General features: G+C 39.5%; 20 protein-coding genes. 12 read left to right on the forward strand and 8 right to left on the reverse strand.

The features are described from left to right. The first annotated feature begins 1,421 nt into the window (after positions 1-1,421). Positions 1,422-1,958, forward strand: coding sequence for a GAF domain-containing protein (locus NSMS1_RS28740; protein ID WP_224088101.1), 537 nt, complete (start codon positions 1,422-1,424; stop codon positions 1,956-1,958). A gap of 145 nt (positions 1,959-2,103) precedes the next feature. On the opposite strand, the gene NSMS1_RS28745 is transcribed toward NSMS1_RS28740, so the two are convergent. Then, the gene (locus tag NSMS1_RS28745; protein ID WP_224088103.1) at positions 2,104-2,331 is read right to left on the reverse strand and encodes a hypothetical protein; all 228 of its coding nucleotides are present in this window, start codon (positions 2,329-2,331) and stop codon (positions 2,104-2,106) included. 255 nt (positions 2,332-2,586) lie between these two features. Here NSMS1_RS28745 and NSMS1_RS28750 point away from each other — a divergent pair, with 255 nt between their 5' ends. The 3 genes from NSMS1_RS28750 to NSMS1_RS28760 all read left to right on the forward strand — a co-directional run bounded on the left by NSMS1_RS28750 (position 2,587) and on the right by NSMS1_RS28760 (position 6,195). After that, positions 2,587-4,404: a tetratricopeptide repeat protein gene (locus NSMS1_RS28750; protein ID WP_224088105.1), complete on the forward strand. Its 1,818-nt coding sequence runs from the start codon at positions 2,587-2,589 to the stop codon at positions 4,402-4,404. A gap of 120 nt (positions 4,405-4,524) precedes the next feature. Next, the gene (rpiA, locus tag NSMS1_RS28755) at positions 4,525-5,235 is read left to right on the forward strand and encodes a ribose-5-phosphate isomerase RpiA (RefSeq protein WP_224088107.1); all 711 of its coding nucleotides are present in this window, start codon (positions 4,525-4,527) and stop codon (positions 5,233-5,235) included. A gap of 420 nt (positions 5,236-5,655) precedes the next feature. Next, positions 5,656-6,195 (forward strand): DUF4126 domain-containing protein, encoded by a 540-nt coding sequence (locus NSMS1_RS28760; protein ID WP_224088109.1) that lies wholly within the window; start codon positions 5,656-5,658, stop codon positions 6,193-6,195. Positions 6,196-6,527: 332 nt separating this feature from the next. Here the strand turns inward: NSMS1_RS28760 and NSMS1_RS28765 are convergent, their stop codons facing one another. Both NSMS1_RS28765 and hemH read right to left on the reverse strand, forming a co-directional pair. After that, on the reverse strand, positions 6,528-7,157 hold the full coding sequence (locus NSMS1_RS28765) for a hypothetical protein (RefSeq protein ID WP_224088111.1): 630 nt from the start codon (positions 7,155-7,157) through the stop codon (positions 6,528-6,530). Positions 7,158-7,414: 257 nt separating this feature from the next. Beyond that, the gene (hemH, locus tag NSMS1_RS28770) at positions 7,415-8,581 is read right to left on the reverse strand and encodes a ferrochelatase (protein ID WP_224088114.1); all 1,167 of its coding nucleotides are present in this window, start codon (positions 8,579-8,581) and stop codon (positions 7,415-7,417) included. Between the two features lie 93 nt (positions 8,582-8,674). Between hemH and NSMS1_RS28775 the strand changes: the two genes are divergently transcribed. Together NSMS1_RS28775 and NSMS1_RS28780 are read left to right on the forward strand one after the other, a co-directional pair. Next, on the forward strand, positions 8,675-9,307 hold the full coding sequence (locus tag NSMS1_RS28775; RefSeq protein ID WP_224088116.1) for a class I SAM-dependent methyltransferase: 633 nt from the start codon (positions 8,675-8,677) through the stop codon (positions 9,305-9,307). 422 nt (positions 9,308-9,729) lie between these two features. Next, complete coding sequence (locus tag NSMS1_RS28780; protein WP_224088125.1) at positions 9,730-10,728, forward strand: transposase; 999 nt, start codon at positions 9,730-9,732, stop codon at positions 10,726-10,728. Between the two features lie 352 nt (positions 10,729-11,080). Here NSMS1_RS28780 and NSMS1_RS28785 read toward each other — a convergent pair whose 3' ends face one another. Next, positions 11,081-11,773: a class I SAM-dependent methyltransferase gene (locus NSMS1_RS28785; RefSeq protein WP_224088127.1), complete on the reverse strand. Its 693-nt coding sequence runs from the start codon at positions 11,771-11,773 to the stop codon at positions 11,081-11,083. A gap of 743 nt (positions 11,774-12,516) precedes the next feature. Next, a complete protein-coding gene (locus NSMS1_RS28790; RefSeq protein WP_224088129.1) occupies positions 12,517-13,917 on the reverse strand; it encodes an amidohydrolase in 1,401 nt (466 codons plus the stop codon). Positions 13,918-14,000: 83 nt separating this feature from the next. Between NSMS1_RS28790 and NSMS1_RS28795 the strand changes: the two genes are divergently transcribed. The 3 genes from NSMS1_RS28795 (at position 14,001) to NSMS1_RS28805 (ending at position 16,800) form a co-directional block, all read left to right on the forward strand. After that, the gene (locus NSMS1_RS28795) at positions 14,001-14,795 is read left to right on the forward strand and encodes a cysteine hydrolase family protein (protein ID WP_224088131.1); all 795 of its coding nucleotides are present in this window, start codon (positions 14,001-14,003) and stop codon (positions 14,793-14,795) included. Beyond that, positions 14,796-15,251: a cupin domain-containing protein gene (locus tag NSMS1_RS28800; protein ID WP_224088133.1), complete on the forward strand. Its 456-nt coding sequence runs from the start codon at positions 14,796-14,798 to the stop codon at positions 15,249-15,251. A gap of 160 nt (positions 15,252-15,411) precedes the next feature. Next, positions 15,412-16,800 (forward strand): cytochrome P450, encoded by a 1,389-nt coding sequence (locus NSMS1_RS28805; protein WP_224088141.1) that lies wholly within the window; start codon positions 15,412-15,414, stop codon positions 16,798-16,800. A gap of 197 nt (positions 16,801-16,997) precedes the next feature. Here NSMS1_RS28805 and NSMS1_RS28810 read toward each other — a convergent pair whose 3' ends face one another. Then, positions 16,998-18,236, reverse strand: coding sequence for an OFA family MFS transporter (locus NSMS1_RS28810; RefSeq protein ID WP_224088143.1), 1,239 nt, complete (start codon positions 18,234-18,236; stop codon positions 16,998-17,000). 342 nt (positions 18,237-18,578) lie between these two features. Here NSMS1_RS28810 and NSMS1_RS28815 point away from each other — a divergent pair, with 342 nt between their 5' ends. The 3 genes from NSMS1_RS28815 (at position 18,579) to NSMS1_RS28825 (ending at position 21,662) form a co-directional block, all read left to right on the forward strand. After that, on the forward strand, positions 18,579-19,340 hold the full coding sequence (locus NSMS1_RS28815) for a DUF2993 domain-containing protein (RefSeq protein WP_224088145.1): 762 nt from the start codon (positions 18,579-18,581) through the stop codon (positions 19,338-19,340). 103 nt (positions 19,341-19,443) lie between these two features. Beyond that, positions 19,444-21,141 carry a beta-carotene ketolase CrtO gene (gene crtO / locus NSMS1_RS28820; protein ID WP_224088147.1) on the forward strand — a complete coding sequence of 566 codons (1,698 nt, stop codon included), beginning with the start codon at positions 19,444-19,446 and terminating at the stop codon, positions 21,139-21,141. Between the two features lie 158 nt (positions 21,142-21,299). Beyond that, positions 21,300-21,662: an ArsR/SmtB family transcription factor gene (locus tag NSMS1_RS28825; RefSeq protein ID WP_224088149.1), complete on the forward strand. Its 363-nt coding sequence runs from the start codon at positions 21,300-21,302 to the stop codon at positions 21,660-21,662. An 18-nt stretch (positions 21,663-21,680) separates the two neighbouring features. Here NSMS1_RS28825 and NSMS1_RS28830 read toward each other — a convergent pair whose 3' ends face one another. After that, a complete protein-coding gene (locus NSMS1_RS28830; RefSeq protein ID WP_224088151.1) occupies positions 21,681-23,126 on the reverse strand; it encodes an ABC transporter substrate-binding protein in 1,446 nt (481 codons plus the stop codon). Positions 23,127-23,200: 74 nt separating this feature from the next. After that, positions 23,201-24,553, reverse strand: a complete 1,353-nt coding sequence (locus NSMS1_RS35370) for a protein kinase domain-containing protein (RefSeq protein ID WP_411908651.1) — start codon at positions 24,551-24,553, stop codon at positions 23,201-23,203. Positions 24,554-24,680: the final 127 nt, after the last annotated feature.

Below are 24,680 nucleotides of genomic sequence, written 5' to 3' on the forward strand. Positions count from 1 at the left end.
TCCCGGCTAGGCGTGAGATGAAAAAGTTTCAGTTATTAGGTGGGTTGAAAGTAGTAAATGCTTGGTATTTCAGTTTTAGACCTGAAATAAAGATTACAGATAGAATTTTGAGAGCTAATGTAACTCAAAATCAAGCGTAGCCGAATGAGTGCTATTCTGTGACTGCGTATGGTAAAAAAGTTTGACAAATAATGTGTCGCTAAACGATCTTTGACAAATAATGTGTCGCCACAGTCAAATAATTTGTCGCTCTACACGAAACAACAAAAAAGGCTTGGTCAACCCAAGCCTTTATGTATACCAAGCATTTACTACACCAAATCTAATTTAAACCTTCTATGACTTTAGTTCATCTGCCTTTAGGCTGTATTCAAATACTTATATAACTGGTATGGGATAACTTAGTTACACGCAAAAAAAGATTTAGCTCTAAACCACATCATGATAACTGCTGTGCTTAACAACTGAGTTCTTAACTTAAGCTATCTTCATTTTGCTGATTATATTTCTTTCGTTATGTCTTCTCAAAGATATCAATTTTTATATTTATTACTCACAAAAATATAATTAATCTAAAATAGAGACACAAATCATAATTCAGCCTCTGTATTTACCATATATCATGAATTTATTTCTTAATAGATAAGAGTTTATCTATCTAATAGGTGTAGACAAGAGACTATATATTCGCTAATGTTACAAATTTTGTAATAAAAATCATAATTTTGCTTGTATTGGATACTTCAGTCCAAAATCTATAGTCGTGCAATTAGCTTGTTAAAATAATTGACCAATATACTAATTAAGTAATAGGTCATAACAAGACTATAAAAAACTATTTTTTTGAATAAATTAATTTCCACAAATTTATGAGGCTATAGGTTAAAAAATAGAGGCTTTAACATCTATTGACTGATTTGAGTACCTTTTAAAAAGAAAACCCTGGCTTACACTCCAGGGTAAACACACGTTTTTCAGGCATTAACAGGTAAAAGCATAACTTTTTTATTTTTTTCTTACTCCCGTCTAAAGTAAGAGATTCTATAAATTACGTAATAAGATTGATTCGGACTAATCTTCCAACAGCTAAAACAATTGGGATTAGGATTATATACCATTGATATTTGATTTTTAATTGTCACTTTCAATAATCAAATCTGATTTATCTATAAAAGTTGGGTTGAGGTGATTATTTGAGAAGAGACAAAATAATTAAAAAACAATCACAAAACTTGAGTGTAAAGGTTTATTCAAAAGTCATTGCCAAGAAATTGATACTCCATTCTTCGCTTGTTATCTATTAATATTTTACACATGCTACGCAAATAAAAATCAAAGTCTGATTTATGTCTGTGTCGTGGGGTTGATGTGTTTCATTGTGGGTTTTTGAGAAGATATTTAATACTTAACTAAGATTTTTTATGACAGATATAGCTCTACCCGGAACAATCCAAAGTGTTCTCAATAAATATAGTGACCCAGATGCTCTATTTTCTGCATTACTGCCGATACTTGGGCAAGTGTTAAACTGCGATCGTTGTTTTCTGTACCTACGCCATCCTGAAGCTAAACTGGGTAGAATTACTCACATCTGGCGGCGTAATCCTGATATTCCAGATATTGGTGATCCTGAATGGGAATTAGAACCCCCATCATTACCACAGGAAGACCCCATGTTTGCAGCTGCGTTGCGAACAGACCCCTCTATTTACGTTGAGGATGTGGAAACCGCAGACCCCACAGTGCTGAACAAGGATTTTGAACGCCGCAGCTTTGGTCATCGAGCGCTGATTCATGCCCATCTATGCCACAATGGTCAACTCTGGGGAGTTTTACAGCCTTGTGTGTTTAGTCAAAGTCGTGTTTGGTCAGACTCAGACCGCGCTATTGTGACTCAGCTAGAAAACCAAATAGTACCTGCGGTTGTGGAATATGTGAAAAAGTCAATAGTTCAATAGTTCACAGCTCATAGTTTGCAGCGTTTAATTTGTGTTAGCTCACTAATGACCTATAAGTATTTAAAAATGTTGTTAACTCCTCTGTGAACATGGGACTTGTAAGTATATACTTAAGTAGGTACGGAAGTAGCTAGGTACTTGCTATTTAATACAGGTCAGCTTTGATTTTTATTTTTCCTACAGACCTACCAACTTTTTCCCAAGCTCTAGCTGTTTCTATGTCGTGCCAGTCAGAGCGCAGAGTTTCTGCTTTTTCATAACAAATTTGCGACATAATCTTGAGTATCTCTGACACATTCATGCTATCTAGTATGGCTTGAATGTCTTCTTTGCCATACATTTTGCCGTTTCTATCGTCCGCATCTAGTCCCATAGGTCGCTGAAAATTTATATTTTCCAGATATATTTGGATGATACCTGGATTGTATCTATCTTCATATAATGCAATGGAATGAGATAAACCTGAGCTTAACAACATTTAGGTATATATCTTCTGATTAATCCAATTGTTTAATTAAGACAAATACCGTACTCTATTATTAATGATGTTTAAACTACTCCGACTAGTAGCTGGGCAATTTATGCCTACATCATAGTTTTGATGGAGTGTAATAACACGAAAAAATAGATGAATGCTGACTATTTTTTTAACCAAGGATTATCCGATAACTTATCGAGAGAATATCAAAGAACTGCTACTGCTGGCACTAAGTCAACCAATCGGAGGGCTGATGCGGAAAACTACTGTAAGCGTGGTGTTACTTTTAGCCGTGACCTGAAAGATTATCAAGGAGCGATCGCCTTTTTTAATCTGGCAGTAGAAATTAGACCAAATTATGCTGAAGCCTATTATCATCGGGCGAATGCTCGTTATTGTCTAGCAGATTTTGCAGGCGCGATCACCGATTATGACCGGGCATTACAAATAAATCCTACATACGCAGAATATTATTATTGTCGAGGTAATACATATTTGGCTCAAGGTGACTATGACCGAGCCATCGCTGACTATATCAGCACTATCGAGTTTGACCCTCTGTTAGCTAGTAATATTAATGAAGATATTGCCCACGCCTATTATTATCGGGGTGTGCAGAATAGCGATCGCGGCAATTATCAAGAAGCGATCACAGATTTACAGCAAGCTTTACAATGGCATCCTTATTTTGCCCCGGCTTACAGCATTCGCGGGAATATTTATTACAACTTGGGAGAATATTGTCAAGCCATCACCGACCACGAACGAGCAGTACAATTAGACCCCAACCTAGCAGAAGCATACCAAAACAGAGGTAATGCTCACTACGCCTTGGGAGCTTATCAAAAAGCGATCGCCGATTACAACCGCACAATAGAAATTAATCCCAACCAAATGGGAGCCTATTATAATCGCGGCGTAATCAGTTTTTGTCTCAACGATTATGAGCAAGCCTTCGCTGATTTCAACCAAGTCTTAAAGTTCAATCCCAAAGATGCGCAAGCCTATTATCAACGGGGACTAATCCACGAGGCTAGGCAAGATTACCACAGCGCATTGGCAGACTATAACCAAGCACTACAACTCAACCCAGAACTAGCAATAGTCTATGGTGTACGTGCTAATATTTACCGTCAACTAGGAGACTATCCTAGCGCCTTAGCAGATAGTAATCGCTTACTGGAATTACAACCCAACTCCGCCGCCGGATATTGCGATCGCGCTACATCTCGTCGGTGTTTAGGCGATTATCGCGGCGCAATTGTCGATTATAATCAGGCATTACAAATTAATCCGAATATTGCTGAGGCTTATTACGGTCGAGCTATTACCCATGAGGCCTTACAAGATTTGATTGGGGCTATAGCAGATTATACCCAGGCAATCCGCATATCTCCTGATTATGCCCCAGCTTATTGTAATCGCGGCAATGCCCGTCGCCAGTTGGGAGATGCTAAGGGAGGGTTAACAGACTACAATCAAGCTTTAAGTATCAATCCTCAACTGAGCGAAGCCTACTATAATCGAGGTTCCCTGCACTACGACCAAAAAAACTATCGCAGCGCGATCGCCGATTACACCCAAGCTTTGCAGATCAAACCAGAAAATGCCACTTATTATAGCGATCGCGCCCACGCCCGTTATGCCCTGGAAGACTATCATGGAGCAGTAGCAGATTATACTCAAGCGATTGCCATTAACTCCAGTTACGCAGAAGACTGGTATAACCGTGGTCGTAGCTATTTACTCTTAGGGTATTTAGAAGAAGCACTAGCTGACCTCAACCAAGCCCTCAAATTTCAACCCCACTGGGCTTCAGCCTACCTCCTACGAGCCGATATTCTCCGCAATCGAGGAGACTATCAAGCGGCGATCGCTGACTTCCAAAAATCTGCTGACCTTTATGCTCAAGAAGGCAACATGCAAAATCACCATCAAATTCAGGAAATCATCGCTGGAATGAAATAATTCAGATGTTGACGGTTAACTGTTAACCGTCAACAGTCAACTATCAACGATGGCGCGAATATAGTATAGTCTGCTGTGGATAGTGCCATCTGTTTAGTAATTATTTCAGGAGTTTTGGGAATGACCGTTTCAGCAGACCCCGTGACTTTGATGAAGCAAGAAGTGGGTAAAGCCGCAGCCGCCTTAGTAAAATCCGGCTCGATTGTCGGATTAGGTACAGGGTCAACGACAGCTTACACAATTCAGTATTTAGGCGATCGCCTCAAGTCTGGTGAACTGACAGATATCGTCGGTATTCCTACCTCATTTCAGTCAGAAGTACTGGCCAAGCAATACGGCGTTCCTCTTACCACCCTTGACGCTGTTGATCATATTGATATTGCCATTGATGGAGCTGATGAAGTTGACCCCCATAAAAACCTCATTAAAGGTGGTGGTGCAGCGCACACCCGCGAAAAAGTAGTTGATTATTTAGCCAATCAATTCGTTGTCGTTGTAGACAGTGGTAAATTAGTAGACCGCTTAGGTGCTGTGTTTGCAGTACCAGTAGAAGTGATCCCAATGGCAATTACCCCAGTTACCAATGCAATTAAGCAACTAGGTGGTAAACCAGAACTGCGAATGGGTGTTAAAAAAGCCGGCCCAGTCATCACCGACCAAGGAAACTTTGTCTTAGATGTCCGTTTTGACTCAATTGACGACCCAGTGAACTTAGAAAAAACCTTAAATAATATTCCTGGGGTTTTAGAGAACGGTATTTTCGTCAACTGTGCAGACATAGTATTAGTAGGCGAAGTCAAAGACGGTCAACCATTAGTACGACAGCTATAGAATTGAGGGTGTGGGTGTTGAAATTGCCTACACCCCTGATTATTTCTCAATATAATTCACATTCTTGAAGTGTTTGGATAAAGAGTCCATCTAAAGAATCTTAGAATTTGAACATCTTGCTTATACAAAACCAAAATATAAATTAAATCTGGATGCTGTTCAATAAGCTTTTCAAATATTTCTACCTGTAGAGAATAATAGCCGAGAGGTAAATATTCACATACTTAACAGGTTCAAGCCTGACTGTAATAAATAGCAGGCGATCGCACTATCTTATTTGTAATTAATAAGACATCGGTTAGTATCATGTAAATGATGAGTCTTAACAAGTAATTTAAGATACCTGCTTAAATTTTCTCAAGTAATGGGTAATCTGAATAATAAGTACTTGCTTATTTGTAATTTCTTTGGGTTAACCCAATGATTGAAATCCTAGCGACGCTTTCTGCCTCTGCGGCAGCAGGCATGAGAATAGCTATACCCTTATTAATTATGGGATTATTGCAGGGGAGTAACTACTGGTCAAACGTGCCTGTTTTATCCAATATTTCCGCACCTTTTCTGTTAGGTTGCTTAATCAGTTGGTCATTAGTAGAATTGTTTGCTTCCAAAAGACTATGGGGTCAAAGAATTTTACAAATAATTCAGTTATTCTTATCTCCCCTTGTAGGGGCAATTATGGGTTTGGCGGTGGTTTCAGCTACCACAACCCCCAATTGGCTAATTATTTTAATAGGAAGTTCACTAGCCTTAGTTCTTCAGTTAGTGCAAGTCGGCTGGTTTTATCGCCTGCGTGGTTTGCCACTGTGGGCTGTTTTTCTACAAGATATGCTATGTGTGGCTTTAGTGCTTTTTGCCTTTGATGCTCCCTGGCAAGGAGGAGTTATTGCTTTAATCCTGCTGTGGTTTGCAGTTCGCAGTGCTAAAGAGTGGTATCAATGGTATCACAATAGATTGTAGGGTATAAGAAGATTTTAGATTGAACCATATAAAATTCAAATTCCAGCATAACTGGAGATTGGTAAGTAGAAGGACTAAATTAAACTTAACTTGAGAGCGCCGGGTTTCGATACTTCTCTACGAGACGCTAACGCGAACTACAAAGCTCAGTGACCACTGCGCTCAACCCTCTTCTAATAAGGTTAACGAGCATTGAACGTAGTCTAAATGCGTCTTATAAATAATTGTGTCCACCTACTTAACATAATTATTCAAAACTGTTAATTAAAATGAGGGTAAAGAAATTCAAAACTTCTTTACCCTGAAAATCACTTAATTAAGTTTCAAAGCAATTAATACACTTGAAACTGAGCTAAACCGTAGGGAATTTCTCGATTGAAACCAGTGTAACCACCAGCTAATTCATAATTGAAGGTACTCTTGGAAGGATAAGGATAACCAAATGCCAAATCTGTTAGGGCGATTTCTAGAGTACTACCAGGGGCAACAGGTTGAGCAAAATTAACTCTAACTTTGTCGCCTTCTCTGGTAACTTTAGCTTGAATGTTTTGACCAGATTGATCTGTAACGGTGATATTATCGCCAATAGAAATATAATCTGGTGGCAAAATTGTTACATAAGTTAAAGGCTGACTACCTGTATACAAACTAATGTAATTAGCATCGCGTAATGCGCTTGTACCTTTAATTCGTGGCGCACTATAGGTAGCGTCGGCTGAGGGTGTTGTTGGTTGAATCTGAGTTCCTGGTTGAACGGCTGGTGTTTGAGTATCGGGTATTTGAGTTCCTGGTGCTGGAGTATTGGGTGTTTGAGTTCCTGGTGTTTGGCGTTCTCCTGGTGTTTGGAGTTCTGGTGATTGAGTTCCTGGTGTTTGTGGACTATCTTGTGTTTGGGCTAAAGCTGGTAGACTAGTAGCTGCGATCGCTAAACCTAAAGTTGATAACCAAAGTAATTTCTTCATTGTCAATCTCCTCGTAAATACACTCAATCAGGATTAACGCAATTTATAAGTCAAATTAAATTCACATTAAAAAATATCAGCGCTTAATACGTCTTGCTAATGGGATATTTGCATTGTCAAGCTTAAGCCTGTATTCCTAAACTTTTGAGAGAATTTCTACTATTCTTTAGACATAAAAAATCGGACATTGAATATTCATCAATACCCGATTTTCAATTGTTTTTTACTATGATCAATTACCCATTACCCATTACCAATCACTGCAAAAGTCCTACCATATGTAGTAGACCATGACCTGTAATCAGCTCGATCATCAGAGCAATAAAACCTAGCATAGCAATCCGTCCATTCCATACTTCAGCGCTAGTTGTCATACCCCATTCCCAACTTTCTGGAGGATACATTTTCACCCGTTTCTTCATTTGGGCGGCTTGGGAAAGTTTAAAACTGGGTTGATTGAGTGCATCAATTACCAAGTCTGCCAAAGCGCGAATAAATAACGGATGGGTATTAGGTGCGGGTACACGCCGGAAGTTGTGTATTCCTGCTTCCTCGGCTATTTCTCGATACTCAATGTCAATTTCTTGTAACGTCTCGATATGTTCGGAGACGAAACTAATAGGTACAACTACTAAATCTTTCACACCTTGCGCCCCTAGTTCTTTGAGCGCATCTTCAGTATATGGTTGTAGCCATTCAACAGGGCCGACGCGACTCTGGTAAGCTAAGGTATGAGCATTTGGACGATTGAGGGTTTGCATAATTAATGCAGTACATTCCTCGATTTCCTGTTGGTAGGGGTCGCCAGCTTCTTCTACATAGCTTTTGGGTACACCGTGGGCGCTGAAAAAGACATGAACCTCATCAGGATTGGGGAACTGGTCTAATTCTTGCCTGATGAGTTCCGCCATTGATTTTAAATAATTTGGCTGTTTGTACCAGGAGGGAATTACAGTATATTCAAGACGTTGTAGATTGGGGTCTTCTTGCCACAGTCTTTCTAATAAACGGAAACTAGAACCACTGGTGCTTATGGAAAATTGGGGATATAAGGGCAGAATAACTAAATTATCGATGTTGTCTTGAGCTATGAGAGCGATCGCTTCCTCAGTGTAAGGATGCCAATAACGCATTCCTACATAAATATTGGCTTCGTGTCCTAATTGGTGCAACTGTTCTTTTAAAGCTTCTCCTTGGGCTTCCGTAATTCGCCGCAGTGGAGAACCACCACCTATTTGCTTATAGTTTTCTTGAGAAGTCTTAGTGCGCCGAGATGCAATAAACCAAGCCAGGGGTTTTTGCAACCATTTAAATGGCAGGCGTATAATTTCTGGATCAGAAAATAGGTTAAATAAAAACGGGCTTACATCCTCCAGCTTATCGGGGCCACCGAGATTGAGTAATAATACGCCTACACGACCCATAGCAGTTATTTTCCCCCAACCTTTTCAGATTTTTTACTAATGTTAACAATATATCTTTATTAAATATAAAGCTTAACAGTTAGGAATAGCACAATGGCAACAATTTTCAGAGACTTAAGTTATCGCTATCAGTGGCTATACGATTCTATATCTCGTGTAGCCGCGCTCAGTGTGGGTGGAGAAGGCAAATTTCGTAAATTAGCCTTGCAAGATTTAACGATACAGCAGAATACTGCCGTACTAGATGTTTGTTGTGGTAGTGGTCAAGCAACGCAATTCTTAGTGAAATATTCACAAAACGTAACAGGTTTGGATGCTTCTCCCTTATCTTTGCGACGAGCAAAGCAGAATGTACCCCAGGCTAATTATGTAGAAGCTTTTGCGGAAAAAATGCCTTTTCCAGACAATCAGTTTGATATAGTGCATATCAGCGCCGCCTTACATGAAATGCAGCCGCAACAATTAAGAGAAATTGTTCAAGAAATTTATCGAGTGTTGAAACCAGGAGGAGTTTTTACCTTGGTAGATTTTCACTCACCTACCAATCCCATATTTTGGCCTGGGTTGACGGTATTTTTACTCCTATTTGAGACAGAGACAGCTTGGCAGTTATTAAAAACTGATTTAGCTGGTTTATTGAGTAAAATTGGTTTTGAAGTGAACAAATCAACCTTGTATGCGGGAGGGAGTTTGCAGGTAATTCAAGCAAATAAACTTAGTCATTAATCAGATCAAGTTCGGTTAAACAATTATCATATCGTGGGGGCTGGTAATTGCTAATCGGTAATAGGTAATGGCTCAAAACAATTACCTATTACCAATTAAAAAAACATAAGTAATTAGCTGAAACTGATATTATTTCCTGGTTAAATTCATATTTAACGATTAAATTACGATATTTTAGTGAAACGCGACTCTATTTTATATCAAATATTTATACACTAACAGGACTTACGCAACTGGCACAATGCGATTGCTTTGAGCACCAGTGAAGCGAGGCACTAGTTGATAGTACATAGGTATTAATTAAATCTGATTTTGAAAGCTTTGTCTTCGTATTAGAAGTCGCTATCTTAGAAGCACTATTGAAACGAAATATTCATGAGAAAATAGGTAGAGGTTGTATTAAATAAATTTTGCTAAGGATAATGAGATTTACTAAACTTAGTTACTGCCAATATTTATTAAGTAGTCACATTAATTATACAATTACCAATTTAGCAGAGCATTTAGAGAGTATTAGTCATGATGCAATTAACTATTATTTGAGAAGAGAAAAATTAACACCTCGTTTACTATGGGATAACGTGAAAGAAGTAGTTGAGCCTGATGACAATGGTTACATAATATTTGATGATAGCGTTTTAGATAAAAGGTATTCCGAAGAAATAGAAATAGTCAGGAGACAATATAGTGGTAATGAGCATGGTGTCCTGAAAGGCATTGGTGTAGTTAGTTGCTTGTATGTCAACCCTACACTTCAAAGATTTTGGGTCATAGATTATCGAATTTTTAATCCTGATGTCGATGGTAAAACCAAGATAGACCATGTGAAAGACATGCTTCAAAGTCTTGTGTATCATAAGCTTTTACCATTTGATACTGTTTTGATGGATACATGGTATGCGGTACACAGTCTTATGCTATATATTGATAGCTTAGACAAAATTTATTATTGCCCTTTAAAAAATAATCGTTTAGTTGATGATACATTTGGTCAAGAAAAATATAAACGAATTGAATTATTAGAATGGCACCAAGAAGAATTAGAGTGTGGTAAAATAATAAAAATTAAAGGGTTCCCAGCTAATAAAAAAGTGAAACTATTCCGAGTTACTGTTTCTACCAACAGAACGGATTATGTCGCCACTAACGATTTATCTCAAAGTTCTACGGATGTTGTACAAAAGGTGTGTAAAATTCGTTGGAAAATAGAGGAGTTTCACAGAGAAATTAAACAACTAACTGGCATTGAATCTTGTCAGTGTCGAAAAGCTAGACTCCAAAGAAATCATATTGCTTGTGCAATGTTGGTTTGGGTTAGGTTAAAGAATTTAGCCTATGGGACTGGCCAAACTATCTATCAAATTAAGCATAACTTGCTTTCTAATTATGGCTCTTGCGTTGGTTTTATGGTAAGGCATTAAAATAGCCGTTTTATAGAAAGGCTCAAAAATATAAAATCCAGTCATAGCAAGGAATATAAGCTCTGACTAGATTTTATTTATTATTCGACTCCATAAAAGGAACTGAAGAGCCCTAATTATTTAATTCAGCAACTGAAACGCCCAAGTATTCTTATATGCTTGGTTTGATTTAAATTATCGCGTGTCAGGGTCGCGCCCTGCCCGCTATTTGTGCCAGTTGCGTAAGTCCTGACTAAATAAATATAAAGGCAAAATTAGGCAAGCAAAAAGACGACCGCCGCAGTCTGGACAACAACGCGATCACCTTTTGTGAATCCCAACTCCATAAAGAGGCAGGAAACTTCTATTATGACTAACTAGTTTTAGTTGATGGTTTGTGGCAGACAAAGTATGCTCGGCCTACTTGTCCAGGGATACTCAAATCTTTCTCAGCGTCATAAACCTGAATTTGTGTGAAGCCAGCTTGGGTGAGAGCCGACTCGATATTAGCTCTAGCGTGGTACTTTTGACGTAAAGTCATATCAGAACGCAGCCAAGAGGTTTCCTTCTGGGTAAAAACGGTGAGTGTGGTTTCTGCTCTACCGCTTTCTTCGTTATAGTTGGCACGCCCAATCCAGGCATAGTCTTTTTCCACAACCCCAACAGAACCTTTCCACGCTTTTTGGAAGCGTTCTTCCAAGTTCATATCCAGCAAAAAAACGCCACCATCTAATAGGGCAGCAAACACGTTTTGAAAAGTGCAGGTGATATCCTCAAGATGCAGCAGATGGTTAAGCGAGTCAGAGGCTGAAACGATGCCGTTGAAGCTAGGAGGAAGTGAGAAAGTACGGGCATCGTCTAGGATGAAGTCACTTTCTGGTGAATTAATCTTTGCGTATTGCAGCATCTGTGCAGAACCGTCGAGACCGGTGACTTGATAGCCTCTGTTTCTCAGTTTTTGAACCAGTTGACCTGTGCCACAGCACAAGTCGAGGATATGCGTGCCTTGAGGGATATAGGGCAGAAATAATTTTTCGAGGGCAGGCCAACAGACGTTAATTAGCAACGGTCCCCAGTATTCGTTGTAAATTCGTGCAATTGGATCGTAATCAACGTAGCGATCTGGTTTAGACATAAGAGGTAGAACTTCTAAACTTAGTTAACAGTTTTCAATCAGCAGTTCAATGCTGAATCGCACAGAAGGGATATTTACTACAAGAACATACTAACCGAGTGTCACGCTCGAAAACGTGAAACCTCTCGCTTTGCAGGGTGTTGGGGATAGGTCAATTGACGGTTGCTCAATTACTGCACTAGTCCGATATTCTTGCAGGTTTTAGAAAAGTCTTTACCCTCCTAATCTAGCTTTCCTTTTACATGAAAAATATTAATTGAATAGCAATCCGATTTCAATCCTAGTTAAGACACTTAAGAAGACAGTTAAGACATTTAAGAAAAAGATTTTCGAAACTGAGCTATTTATTAATCAATCCACTGTAAAATCTTTAAATTGAGTGCTGATTAATTTACTTCTACATCGGAAACCGCCGCATCATTTGGGACAAAGCTACAGCCTCCCCATGCGGTGTATACACGACCTCACCCGACATCGCAATCACAATCCTCTCCTTCCTAGCCCACTCAAACCAAGCCTTCGCCTCTGACTTGACCTGTTAGTTTTCCTCATTAAAACAGTCAACAGTAAACAGTCCTGGCGGCGTATACTGGGGGATTTAAAAGAGCCACCAACGCCTACCACTAACTAGTGGGGGACTTAAACCCTCTTATTTAACTGATAACTGATAACTGTTAAATTAAACCCATAACTGTACGGTAATGTTGCTCAATTTGCTCGACGGTTTGAGATTGGCGTTTATTAACCCATTCACTCAAATTAAATAGTTCTTCTCGCAATTTATCAAAGTTGATTGTCGTTACTTGATGATTGGCGACAATTTGTTTGCCATTGACCCAAGCACTATTAACAACATTGCTAGGACGACCTAATACTAATAAACCAATGGGATCTGTACGGGGCAGTAATGATAAATTGGTGAGGTCATACATGACTAAATCGGCTTGTTTGCCTACAGTGATAGAACCGAGTTTGTCAGCTAGATTTAATCCTTTAACGCCACCTAAAGATGCCATTTCTACTGCTTGTATAGGTGTAATCCATTGACGATAATCGAAGTCGGTAACGTTATGTAAAATAGAACCAATTTTGATGGCTTCTAACAAATCTTGGGAATCATTACTCGAAGCACCATCACAACCAAAAGTAACATTTATCCCTGCTTGGCGATATTTTAAAATAGGGGCGATACCACTACCTAAGCGTAAATTACTCAAGGGGTTGTGAACGACTGTAGATTGAGTTTCGGCAAGGATGGCGATATCGGCATCATTTAACCAGACACAATGTGCCAAGGAAGTGCGATCGCCTAAATAACCAATCTGTTTAAGATGGGTAACAGCACTATAACCGTATTTTTCCTGGGCGAGTTTTTCTTGAGCTTTGGTTTCTAATAAATGAGAGTGACGACATAAATTATAGCGATCGCTTAACTCAATACACCCCTCAAATAAAGCATCAGTACACAACTGAATCCCAGTAGGTGCAACTAAAATATTTATACCTTCCTCTGGACGATGGTACTGTTTCACCGCTTCCTCTATCAAGTCTAAAGTGGCTTGTGTAGAACGGAAAAAAGGTTCATGGGTTTGGCTAGACTCCCCAGAGGGTAGCCCGGCTGTGAGGGATTCATCTTGAATTAAGGGGGCTACAAACGCCCGTATCCCCACCTCTTTGTAAGCGCGGACTGCACAGGCGATAGTTTCCAATTCTTGCCCAGGAATCAACACCAGATGATCAACTACACTTGTTCCCCCGGAAAGTAAAGTTTCCACAGCCGTACCCAAGGCGCTGAGATAAACCTTCTCTGTATCTATCGGGGCAAAATCATACAGTTCCGCCAGCCATAACTCCAACGGATAAGCAGACATTACCCCTCTTTGCCACATCTCCGATGAATGCGTGTGGGCGTTGACGAAACCGGGCAGTAACAGCTTATTTTGACCATCAATAGGATTCCCCACAACCTCTAAATTAGGGGCAATGGCGGCGATTTTACCGTCTACTACCTGCACATCAGTAGTGGTATACCCATCATCAGTAGCCAGCAAAACATTTTTGATAGTAAAACTCATAGCTTTTAACCTTAGTTAAGTAATTAAACGCTCAATATGATTTCAGGGTACAAAATAGTAATTGTGTTGGGCATGGCAATTTTATGGATCAGTCTTTACGCACATTAGGTATAGCACCGAATGCTTGGATGGTGAATCAAGCGATCGCAGATATCACTCGTCCGCAAAAGACCCCACAACCTGTTATATTATCAACCCAAACCAAAACTCTACGCCTAGACTTGGCAAAAACCGCCGTCCTCGTCATTGATATGCAAAACGACTTCTGTCACCCTGATGGTTGGTTGGCGCATATTGGCGTAGATGTGACACCAGCCCGTAAACCTATCGAACCTTTAAATATTTTACTGCCCCAATTGCGTGCGGTTGGTGTGCCTGTAATTTGGTTGAATTGGGGTAATCGTGCCGACTTAGCAAATATTTACGCCAATGTGCTTCATGTTTACAATCCTACAGGGGATGGGGTGGGGTTAGGCGATCGCTTACCTAAAAACGGTGCTAGAGTACTTATGGCAGGTAGTTGGGCGGCCGCAGTCGTAGACGAACTCCAGCCATTACCAGAAGATATTCTTGTGGACAAGTACCGTATGAGTGGCTTCTGGGATACGCCTTTAGATAGTATTTTACGAAACCTGGGAATTACCACATTATTATTTACTGGAGTCAACGCTGATCAATGCGTCATGACTACCCTATCTGATGCCAACTTCCTGGGTTATGACTGCATTTTATTACAAGATTGCACTGCTACAACTTCTCCCGATTATTGTTGGTTAGCGACGTTATATAACGTCAAACAATGCTTTGGTTTTGTGAGTGATTCTCAAGCAATTTTCACAGCCCTCAATCATCCTGACATTACAGGAGGGGATAAATAAATGCACGCTACTCGTTGTGTAATTCCTGTTATTAAATCGCCGAAGGACTATCAAGTTTATCGTATTAGTCCTCACGATACAAATCGGTTAGCAATTATATTTGATTCCACAAATGCCAACACTTCCTTAACTTGCTGTGTAGAGATTTTTGATGTTGGTGGACAAACACCACCTAATCGCCATCAATGGGCAATAGAAATGTTTTTCGTCATTAAAGGCGAAGGAATTGCTATTTGTGATGGCAAAAAAGTTGCCATTAAAGCCGGAGATAGTTTATTAGTACCCCCTACGGGAACTCATTTAATTAAAAATACAGGCACTTCTCGCTTGTACACATTGACAATTATGGTTCCGAATGAAGACTTTGCCGAATTAATTCGTAGCGGTACACTTTTAGAATTGGATGCAGAAGATATGGCGGTGCTGGGTAGATTAGATGCTTTGATGCCTCTTTAGAGGTTAGACAATAGGGGCTAGAGATGAGGCAGCCCCTTCTTATTACAAAAAAGTAAATCTATTTTGCAAACATCTTGATTTATCAGCTTGTATCGGTTGTTAATTATTCTGATCTCAACCGTATTGCAATATATCCAATTCTCCCCTCAAAAATAATCTTATGCAGCTACCAAAAGGCCCTCAAACTCCCCTTTTTATTCAAGTATTGCGTTGGGTTTTTAGTCCTATGTCATTCATGGAAGAATGCGCCCAACGCTATGGAGATATTTTCGGCATCAGACTAGCTAAAGACGTACCGCCAATATTATTTCTCAGCAACCCCAAAGATATCCAGCAGATTTTAACCAACGATACCAACCAACTAGAAGCACCCGGAGAATGGAATGATTTATTTAAACCTCTACTGGGTAGCTACTCTGTAATTACCCTCTCTGGTGAAGAACACCAACGCCAACGCCAGTTATTAATGCCTCCCATTCATGGGGAAAGGATGCGAGGCTACGGTCAGGTAATTACTGATGTCACCGAAAAAGTTATCAACCAATATCAGATAGACCAACCCTTTAACATTCGGTCTGCTACTCAAGCTATCACCTTAAGGGTAATTATGCAGGCCGTGTTTGGACTACATGACAGCCCTCGTGCCAAAAAACTACAGCACCTCTTATCTGAACTTCTAGAAAAGGGTAGTTCTCCCTTGAGTGTGGCATTTCTTTATTTCCCGGCATTGCAAAGAGACTTTGGCCCGATTAATCTTTGGGGAGAACAGATGCGACTGCAACAGCAAGTCGATGAACTCATTTACCAGGAAATTCAGGAACGCCAAGAAAACCCAGACTCATTGCGTACCGATATTCTTAGCCTACTCATGGATGCAAAGGATGCAGAAGGTCAGTCTATGACCGATGTCGAGTTACGTGATGAATTGATGACACTGTTGATAGCAGGCCACGAAACCACCGCCACAGCTTTAGCTTGGGCTATGTACTGGGTTCATAAAGTACCCGCAGTTAAGGAAAAATTATTACAAGAACTAGATAATTTAGGAGATAACCCAGACTCCAATACAATTTTCAAATTACCTTACCTGAGTGCTGTTTGTTCAGAAACTTTGCGAATTTATCCTGTAGCGATGCTGACCTTTGCCCGCAGAGTGAAAACAACCATATCATTGGGTGGTTATGAACTCCCACCCGGTACACCAGTCATTGGTTCCATTTACTTAACCCACCAACGCGAAGATTTATATCCCCAACCGAAGAAATTTAAGCCAGAGCGCTTTTTAGAAAAGCAATTTTCACCCTATGAGTATCTCCCCTTCGGTGGTGGTGCAAGGCGCTGTCTTGGTCTAGCCTTTGCTCAGTGGGAAATGAAATTAGCACTTGCAAAAATCTTGAGTAGTTACGAATTAGAGTTAGTTAATCGTAGAGAAGTCCGACCTAAGCGTCGTGGTTTAGTCACAGGCCCAGACCATCCTATTGAAATGGTAATTAAAGGTAAGCGGCAAATTAAGCCCCGGAGTTTGGAGAGAGTAGGGAGTGCTGAGTGATGAGTAGAGAGTGCTGAGTGGGGAGTCATAAATCTTCCTTGTCTCCCCCCACTCCTAAATCTCTACGGTGTACACACATCTCTATGTTGAGCTAAAAAGATCATTTGATCCCCCTAAATCCCCGTTAAAAAAGGGGGTTAGGGGGGATCAAAACACCGTGGGACAAGTTCATAAGACTTGTGTGTACACAGTAGCTCCTAAATCTGGGGAACTGTGGAAGTTGAGAAGCTGCGTTTCAGCATAAAGACAGCTAAAACTATACCCAAAATTGCCAATGCTGTAGTTGGATAGAAGAAAACGGTGTAACTACCGAAGATATCTCTAATTCTGCCAGCTAGGAGAGTTCCACCTAAAGCACCTGCACCGTAAGCGGTGAAGACTATACCATAGTTTTTGGCATAGTCTGCTGAGGAAAACATAATTAAGGTGGTGGTAGGAGCGATCGCTAACCATCCCCCAAGGGAAAAGTAAAATAGGGAAAAGGCTATTAAATAGGTGGCTACTGCACCTTCGCCTGCTTTTAGCATCATCAAAGAAGCAATTAATACTAATACAAAAGAGACAATTGCTCCCAGTTTGGGGCTAAAGCGGTCAGTAAACCAGCCGAAAAATAGCCGTCCTAAAGCATTAAAAACTGCAAACAATGACACTGTACTGGCTGCTGTGGCTGCATCTAATTTAATAATTTCTTGGGCTAGAGGGCTAGAAATACCAATTGCTGCCAATCCTGAGAATGTACCAATGGTATAGCATAGCCATAAGCCGTAAAATGCTTGACTTTCCAACATTTTACCTTGACTGCTGCTGGAACGGTTTTGGGTTGTTAAAGTTGGGTTCCAGCCTGCGGGTTGCCAATCTTGTGGCGGTGTTTTTAAGACAGTGGCGATCGCTAAAATAATAGCTGTAAAAACTACGCCTAAAATCATAAAGGTCTGCCGCACTCCGTAGCTATCAATCAAAGATTTTGCCAAAGGTGCAGTAATTAATGGCGATAAGCCAAAACCAATCACAGTTAAGCCAACAGCAATACCTTTCTTATCAGGAAACCATTTAGCAACAACTGCTAAGGGAACTCCATAAGCTATCCCGACACCTATACCTGCAATGACACCGTAGGTAAAAGTCAGCAATTGTAAATTACCGTTAAGACTAGACAGGATATAGCCGAGTCCGGTAATTACTCCACCAACTGCGGTAACAGTTCGAGTCCCAAAACGATTGATGCAAAAACCAGTAATTGGCATCAATATCGCAAACAGCACTAACAGAACTGTAAACGGTAAGAGACTTTCAGTAGCATTAATACTTAGTAATTTCTCTAAAGGTTTTCTGAAAATACTCCAGGAATAGACTGTTCCCAAGCAGAGTAAAACGATTGCACCAAGAGGAATAAGCAACCATCTGCCTTTTTCTGCTGGCATACCAAAAAGCTGCATATTTTGCATCCACCTTATTGGATTATTTTTCCATAAGTATCTCATCTTTTGGTTTTTTGTAAATATATGAAACAATGTGCTATTTGATAATTTTTATTAAGCATTAATACTTAATGTATTTTTGATTTATATAAGACTCTATTTGATTTTTAGAGACATTGATTAGCTATCAAAAAAGCTTTTCCTTACGCTCTACTTCTCATTCCCTACTTCCCACTCCCTATCTATATAAATAAATCCAATAATAAAATTAGATTCTTATATATGCCATGCTATAGATTCCTTCAGGGATACTCAACGTTTAAAGTAACTAATAATAGTAGATAATAAAAGTATGAGTTCATGTCAGATAAGCAAAATTTGGAAGGACAACTTGTATCTCAGGTAGCAGAAAGAACTATATCCAATCAGCTAGAGGCCGCAGAACAAATTGATATTTCTGTAGAAACAGATATTCTAAAAATAGTTCAAGGCCAAGCGGATGGTGTGACAATTGCTGGACAAGGATTAGTTACAAAGCAGAATCTCCGTGTACAAGAAATACAGCTAAAAACAGATACCCTTGCCATCAATCCCCTAAGCGTGATTTTTGGTCAGGTACAATTAGATAAACCATTAAATTTTAACGCTCGCGTTAAACTTACGCAAGCAGATATTAATTCTGCCCTTGCCTCAGATTTTTCTCGCAAGTTTACACAAAATTTTGATTTAGATGTAGACGGTGAGATTGTTAATTTAAAACTTCAGGAAATACAAATATTTTTACCTGGTAATAGTCGTATAGAATGCCAGGGAAAAGTTTTAATACACAAGAAAGGCGAGACTCGTCCTTTAGGTTTTTTAGCCAAACTACGCCCCCGTACCTCTAAGCAAACTCTGCGACTAGAAAGTTTTCATTGTAATGAGGGTGAAGGTGTTTCTTTAGAATTAATTGTTGCCTTGATGCAGAAATTTAAAGCATTAGTTAATCTACCCTACTATACCTGGGAGGGTATTAATATTCGTATCAAAGACATGGAAATTCAACAAGGAAGTTTAATAATTTTCTCAGAAGCTCATGTGAGTCAAATACCAGAGGCAATATCTGAGCTTACAGAATCTTAATGGTAGAGTTAGTAGTGAAGAATTAGTTTTGTTCACCATTAACATAAAAACTTCTCTTGTCACATATTTCAATAGCAAACAATTCTATTTATAAGTAACAAATATGCAGGAATATGATGTTGTAATTATAGGCGCAGGACATAACGGACTAGTTTGTGCTGCTTATTTGCTCAAAGCTGGTTATAGCGTACTCCTCTTAGAAAAACGTTCTGTCCCTGGTGGTGCAGCCACAACAGAAGAATGCTTACCCAAAGAAGCACCAGGATTTAAGTTTAATTTGTGTGCAATTGACCACGAATTTATACATTTGGGGCCAGTTGTTGAGGAATTAGAACTGAAAAAATATGGGTTAGAATATTTAGAATGTGACCCTGTTGTTTTCTGCCCTCATCCTGATGGCAAGTATTTTTTAGCTCATAAATCTTTAGAAAAGACTTGTGCAGAAATCGCCCGTTATAGCGAACGTGATGCTAAAAAATACGCCGAGTTTACCGAGTATTGGCAACGGGCATTAGGGGCAATGATTCCCATGTTTAACGCTCCACCAAAATCAATCATAGATATTGTCGGTAACTACGACATCACAAAATTTAAAGATTTATTTTCCGTCATTGGTTCCCCTAACAAAACCCTAGACTTTATCCGCAATATGTTGACCAGTGCGGAAGATATTCTCAATGAGTGGTTTGACTCGGAATTTCTCAAAGCACCCTTGGCCAGATTAGCATCAGAACTTGGCGCACCGCCATCACAAAAAACTATTGCGATCGGTGCGATTATGATGGCAATGCGTCATAATCCTGGGATGGCTAGACCTCGCGGTGGTACTGGTGCTTTAGTTAAAGCTTTGGTCAATCTGGTGACAAGTAAAGGTGGTGTAATTCTCACAGACCAGCACGTTGAGAAAGTTTTAATTGATGATGGTAAAGCTGTGGGTGTCAGGGTATGTGGCGGTACAGAGTATCGGGCTAAGTATGGCGTGATTTCTAATATTGATGCTAAACGGTTGTTTTTACAAATGACCGATAAAAGCGATATAGATGCAGCAGACCCAGATTTATGGGAAAGGTTGGAACGCCGCATTGTCAATAATAATGAAACCATCCTCAAAATAGATTTGGCATTAGATGAACCCCTGCGCTTTCCCTTCCACGCCCATAAAGATGAGTATCTAGTCGGGTCTATCTTAATTGCTGACTCCGTTACCCATGTAGAACAAGCCCATAGTAAATGTACCTTGGGAGAGATACCAGATTCTGACCCATCAATGTATGTGGTTATGCCTAGCTATCTCGACCCCTCTTTAGCACCCCCAGGTAAACATACGGTCTGGATTGAATTTTTTGCCCCCTATCAAATCGCTGGTGCAGAAGGTACTGGTTTGAGAGGTACTGGTTGGACGGATGAATTGAAGAATCAAGTTGCAGACAAGGTAGTTGATAAATTGGCAACCTATGCGCCAAATGTGAAAACAGCTACTATTGCCCGTCGCGTAGAAAGTCCGGCAGAGTTGGGTGAAAGGTTAGGTGCATATAAAGGTAATTACTACCATATTGATATGACCTTAGATCAAATGGTATTTTTCCGCCCCTTACCAGAGATAGCAAACTACAAAACCCCCATTGAAAACCTATTTCTCACAGGTGCAGGAACTCATCCAGGTGGTTCGATTTCGGGAATGCCAGGACGCAACTGTGCGCGGGTATTCTTGCAGAGTAAACACCCTATTACCCAGACTCTCAAGGACGCTAGGGATTCTATTAAGTCAACGGTTGGGTCAGTGTTTGGAATTAGTCCATAGTCCATAGTCCATAGTCCATAGTTAAAAGTCTTCATTTTTAGGTGTTGACTAATGACTGTTGACTGTTGACTGTTGACCAATGACTAATGACTATAATAGTATTTGGCTATAATACCAACTAGTTATTAAACTTTTTTGTTGGCAATTAAATCTTATCTATGCCAAATACTAAGCCATCTGAGGCTGATCCTTCTGTTCTTGTGGCGATCGCTGACTATTTTAAGGTGCTATCAGAGGCGAGTCGATTACAAATTTTGTCCTGTCTTAAGTCGGGGCCGATGAATGTGATGGAAATTGCTGAGGCGACTGGTTTAGGACAGGCGAATCTATCTAAGCATTTAAAGGTATTAACTCAGGCGGGTTTGGTATCTCGTCAGCCTAAAGGTACTAGTGCTTATTACGAGATTACCGACCCGATGATATTTGAGCTATGCGAGATAGTATGCGATCGCATCAGTCAGCGTCTACTGCAACAAACCCAAAAATTGAAGATACTGCGCGATAAAACACCAATCTTCTAAACAAGGACTATGGGCTTTCTACTGCACCAGTTCAAAATCGTAGCCAGTATTAGAAGCACAACGCTTACCTGACTCGCAAGGCTGGATTTTAACTAAAAATACTCCACCCAAGCGATCGCCTGATGGTGAAAATTTCACCTCACCCGTGGCTCCGATAGTGGTAAAACTCTCCTTGGATAACACCTTCTGTAATCCTTGACGAGTACTATCCTCTTTTAAGCCTGCGATAATCACTTGCATTGCATCATAGGCTGTAGCCGTTCGCGGACTTACATCTCCACCCCAACGTTTAGCGGCTTTCTCAGCAAAAGAATCTTCTTTAGTTGTATTACGGTTGGCATCACGATGCCAAGGTACAGATACTACTAAACCTTTAATGTCCCCCTGACCAAACTTTAACACTCTTTCACTATAGAGATTTTGAGAACCAAAAAGTGCCATTCTACCCCTATTCTCTTTGGCTACCTCCAGGGCTGGATTAATATTAGTTGGTCTAGGAAGCAGAATAAGGGCTTCTGCACCAGCGCTTGTCGCCTTAGCAATAAAATCACTAGCTATAAAATCTGCCGCTCCTAAATCGCAATCTGTGTCTACAACTTGTCCTCCTGCTTGATTGATTAACGTTGTATACTCTTTAACAATATTTTGATTTGATCTTTCTGTATTAGATGGATTTTGATTTGTTCTAAATGATGAATCTCGACAAATAGCTATATTAGTACGATGTTCTTTTTTGACAATATATTCAGCTAGAACTTGATTAAAAACTTCCTGATTAGGACTGACATTAAATACATATTTTGGTTCTTTAATGTTTTGTGTAGAATTTTGTCCAGATTGACTACGCGAACTTCCTGGAGAAACTCTCACTAAACTATTTTGTCTATAAAGTGTCTCGTTCCGACCGAAACCTACTACAGCTAAAAGATGAGAGTCTTTAACCAATTCATCATCTATTTTATTAAGTTCTCCAAAGTTACTCAAATTGACAATTTGTAGTTGCAATGGTATACCATTGATACCACCACTGTTATTTACTTCATCTTGAGCTTGTGCTACACCGCGTAAAGTTTCCTTCGCCTCATTTAAAGCACTACCAATTGGTGCGATTACAGCTAATTTAAGAGCTTTTGCATTACCTATTTTGGCATTGTTTAGATAAATTAATGTTTCTGGATCATTCCGCTTGCTTTGCAACGATGCTTGGAATTTAGAAATAGCATTGCTGAAATTACCTGATTTAAAAGCATTGATTCCAGCTTCTTTCTCATCTGTTTTATCTGCTGTGACTAAAAACTTGTCACCTATACTGATCCATTCTGGAGAAACTATAGGTGGATTTGGATTGATGGCCATCTGCGATTGAGGTGATAGTTTACCGACTAACCATAAAATAACTGCAACCATTAATCCAGAAAGCCCTAGAGAGATAAACAAGCGAATATTTTCATCCTTTTGGATCATAAAAAACTCCTTTATATATTGATGTTCACTAGCTTTATCTAAATAGGGTTTTAAAAAACACAAAAAATTGAAAATTAGAAATACTTAGTAATTAACTTGTCAAAAATCTGAGATATTCTCAACAGCATAAATGCCAACACACCACTAAGGATGACTAGTAAGACTACAACTATCAATCCATTGATTCCAGATTCTAACGGGTTATTAATGCGCCAAATATGTAAAATATATATCAAAAATAAATTCGTAATTATAGCTACAAGAAGTAAATAAACTTTTTCAAATAAAGAGCGGGATTGAATAAATAGTAAAATACCTAAAATTAGCAACCATAATCCAGAGCTAATTAAAGTAGTTCCTAAAAAACTTATTAAGGTAATAGCTAACAACGAACTTCCTGAACCTACGGTTAAAACTCCAGGAATCAATTTTTGTACTGATAATGATAGAGAAGTGGGAGCGGGAGCAGGTTGTGGACTTGGTAACGGTGAGTTAATTAATGTGGGTTCTAAATTCGCACTTCGAGGCGAAAAATTCAAATCCTGTAAAACTTCTCTGGCTGATTGATAACGCTGTTGATGATTTTCTTGCAGTAACTTATCTAAAATTTGCCCTAATTGTGGACTGAGCGATCGCTTTATTTGACTGCGCCAATTACTAGTCCACCTAAAGCCTTGTTCCCTCCATAGTTGAGAGGGGGGAATGTCTGTCAACAGATGAAAACAAGTTATACCTAAACTGTAGAGATCGCTAGAAGGATAAGCTTCGCCAAATTGAATTTGTTCCATTGGCCCATACCCCAAAGAACCAATGATAGTTCCTGGTGTCAGATTAGTTACGTTGGTCTTTTGTTTAGATACACCAAAATCAATTAGGACAAATTTATCATCACTTTGACGGCGAATGATGTTTTCTGGCTTAATATCTCGATGAATTACTTGTTGCTGATGTATCAATTCCAATAAAGGTAACAAATCATTCAGCAATTTACGAATTTTATTTTCGTCAAATATTCCCTGTTGTTTTAACTCCTGCAATAAATTTTGCCCTTCAATAAACTCCTGGACTAAATATAGGTAGTTATCTTGCTTAAAATAGGCTAATAGTGTCGGAATTTGGTCATGTTTTCCTAATTCTTGCAGGCGTTTTGCCTCTTGCTCAAACAATTCAGCAGCTTTTTTTTGGGCTTGACTACCGCCACTACCATAAAACTGGCTACTAACTAGCTGTTTAACAACACATTGTTCGTTTAACTTGTCTATATCTTCTGCTAGATAGGTACAAGCAAACCCTCCTCTACCAAGCGGTTGGATGAGACGGTAATGGTTTCTTAGTAACAATACCAACTCGGTTCCACAACTGATGCAAAATTTTGTACCTTTAGGATTTTGTGGATTCTGGCAATCGGGGTTTAAGCAGCAGACCATATAACTGTTGCTGTCATTTTACTCACAACTAAAAAATATACCGTAAATTCACTTATTCTTTGAGCTTAATCTATGTTTTACTAATAATTTTTATCTCTTATTTATTACTACTATCAGAGAATAATGA

The sequence above is a fragment of the Nostoc sp. MS1 genome (assembly GCF_019976755.1).
Classification (GTDB): Bacteria; Cyanobacteriota; Cyanobacteriia; order Cyanobacteriales; family Nostocaceae; genus Trichormus.